The following is a 2,948-nucleotide window of genomic DNA, read 5'->3' on the forward strand; positions in this document are numbered from 1 at the left end:
CATTGAGTCCATCAAAACCCCTTGGGTGTTGTATGGTTAAGCCTCACGGGCAATTAGTACAGGTTAGCTCAACGCCTCACAACGCTTACACACCCTGCCTATCAACGTTCTAGTCTCGAACAACCCTTTAGGATACTTAAAGTATCAGGGAAGACTCATCTCAGGGCTCGCTTCCCGCTTAGATGCTTTCAGCGGTTATCGATTCCGAACTTAGCTACCGGGCAATGCGTCTGGCGACACAACCCGAACACCAGAGGTTCGTCCACTCCGGTCCTCTCGTACTAGGAGCAGCCCCCTTCAATCTTCCAACGCCCACGGCAGATAGGGACCGAACTGTCTCACGACGTTCTAAACCCAGCTCGCGTACCACTTTAAATGGCGAACAGCCATACCCTTGGGACCGACTTCAGCCCCAGGATGTGATGAGCCGACATCGAGGTGCCAAACACCGCCGTCGATATGAACTCTTGGGCGGTATCAGCCTGTTATCCCCGGAGTACCTTTTATCCGTTGAGCGATGGCCCTTCCATTCAGAACCACCGGATCACTATGACCTGCTTTCGCACCTGCTCGAATTGTCATTCTCGCAGTCAAGCGGGCTTATGCCATTGCACTAACCTCACGATGTCCAACCGTGATTAGCCCACCTTCGTGCTCCTCCGTTACTCTTTGGGAGGAGACCGCCCCAGTCAAACTACCCACCAGGCACTGTCCGCAACCCCGATTAGGGGTCGACGTTAGAACATCAACACTACAAGGGTGGTATTTCAAGGACGGCTCCACAAATACTGGCGTACTTGCTTCAAAGCCTCCCACCTATCCTACACATGTAGGGTCAATGTTCAGTGCCAAGCTGTAGTAAAGGTTCACGGGGTCTTTCCGTCTAGCCGCGGGTACACTGCATCTTCACAGCGATTTCAATTTCACTGAGTCTCGGGTGGAGACAGCGTGGCCATCATTACGCCATTCGTGCAGGTCGGAACTTACCCGACAAGGAATTTCGCTACCTTAGGACCGTTATAGTTACGGCCGCCGTTTACCGGGGCTTCGATCAAGAGCTTCGACCGAAGTCTAACCCCATCAATTAACCTTCCGGCACCGGGCAGGCGTCACACCGTATACGTCATCTTACGATTTTGCACAGTGCTGTGTTTTTAATAAACAGTTGCAGCCACCTGGTATCTGCGACTCTCGTCAGCTCCATCCGCGAGGGACTTCACCATCAAGAGCGTACCTTCTCCCGAAGTTACGGTACCATTTTGCCTAGTTCCTTCACCCGAGTTCTCTCAAGCGCCTTGGTATTCTCTACCCGACCACCTGTGTCGGTTTGGGGTACGATTCCTTACAATCTGAAGCTTAGAGGCTTTTCCTGGAAGCATGGCATCAATGACTTCACTACCGTAGTAGCTCGACGTCGTGTCTCAGCCTTAAGAAGAGCCGGATTTACCTAACTCTTCAGCCTACGCACTTGAACCTGGACAACCGTCGCCAGGCCCACCTAGCCTTCTCCGTCCCCCCATCGCAATTGTAAGAAGTACGGGAATATTAACCCGTTTCCCATCGACTACGCCTTTCGGCCTCGCCTTAGGGGTCGACTTACCCTGCCCCGATTAACGTTGGACAGGAACCCTTGGTCTTCCGGCGAGGAGGTTTTTCACCCCCTTTATCGTTACTCATGTCAGCATTCGCACTTCTGATACGTCCAGCATGCGTTACCACACACCTTCAACCGCTTACAGAACGCTCCCCTACCCAATGCACAAAGTGCATTGCCGCAGCTTCGGTTTACTACTTAGCCCCGTTACATCTTCCGCGCAGGCCGACTCGACCAGTGAGCTATTACGCTTTCTTTAAATGATGGCTGCTTCTAAGCCAACATCCTGGCTGTCTGAGCCTTCCCACATCGTTTCCCACTTAGTAGTAATTTGGGACCTTAGCTGGCGGTCTGGGTTGTTTCCCTCTCCACGACGGACGTTAGCACCCGCCGTGTGTCTCCCGGATAGTACTTACTGGTATTCGGAGTTTGCAAAGGGTTGGTAAGTCGGGATGACCCCCTAGCCTTAACAGTGCTCTACCCCCAGTAGTATTCGTCCGAGGCGCTACCTAAATAGCTTTCGGGGAGAACCAGCTATCTCCAGGTTTGATTGGCCTTTCACCCCTAGCCACAAGTCATCCGCTAATTTTTCAACATTAGTCGGTTCGGTCCTCCAATTGATGTTACTCAATCTTCAACCTGCCCATGGCTAGATCACCTGGTTTCGGGTCTATATCCAGCGACTGAGTCGCGCAGTTAACACTCGCTTTCGCTACGGCTCCCCTAGATGGTTAACCTTGCCACTGAATATAAGTCGCTGACCCATTATACAAAAGGTACGCAGTCACACCACGAAGGTGCTCCTACTGCTTGTACGTACACGGTTTCAGGTTCTATTTCACTCCCCTCACAGGGGTTCTTTTCGCCTTTCCCTCACGGTACTGGTTCACTATCGGTCAGTCAGTAGTATTTAGCCTTGGAGGATGGTCCCCCCATATTCAGACAGGATATCACGTGTCCCGCCCTACTCGATTTCACTTTAAATGCGTTGCCGGTTACGGGGCTATCACCCTGTATCGCACAACTTTCCAGAAGTTTCACCTGACGCATAAAAAGCTTAAGGGCTAGTCCAATTTCGCTCGCCGCTACTTTCGGAATCTCGGTTGATTTCTTTTCCTCGGGGTACTTAGATGTTTCAGTTCCCCCGGTTCGCCTCGCTGCGCTATGTATTCACGCAGCGATACTTGCTTATGCAAGTGGGTTTCCCCATTCGGAAATCCCAGACTCAAATGGTTTTTACTACCTAATCTGGGCTTATCGCAAGTTAATACGTCCTTCATCGCCTCTGACTGCCAAGGCATCCACCGTGTACGCTTAGTCACTTAACCATACAACCCGAAGGAGTTTCGAGTTG

The 2,948-nt window shown here is 51.6% G+C and carries 1 rRNA gene; it reads right to left on the reverse strand.

The window, feature by feature from the left end:
• Positions 1-32: 32 nt before the first annotated feature.
• Positions 33-2,922 (reverse strand): 23S ribosomal RNA (locus tag ATB78_RS27650).
• Positions 2,923-2,948 lie beyond the last annotated feature (26 nt).

Source organism: Vibrio sp. CUB2, assembly GCF_001557945.1.
GTDB lineage: Bacteria > Pseudomonadota > Gammaproteobacteria > Enterobacterales > Vibrionaceae > Vibrio > Vibrio owensii.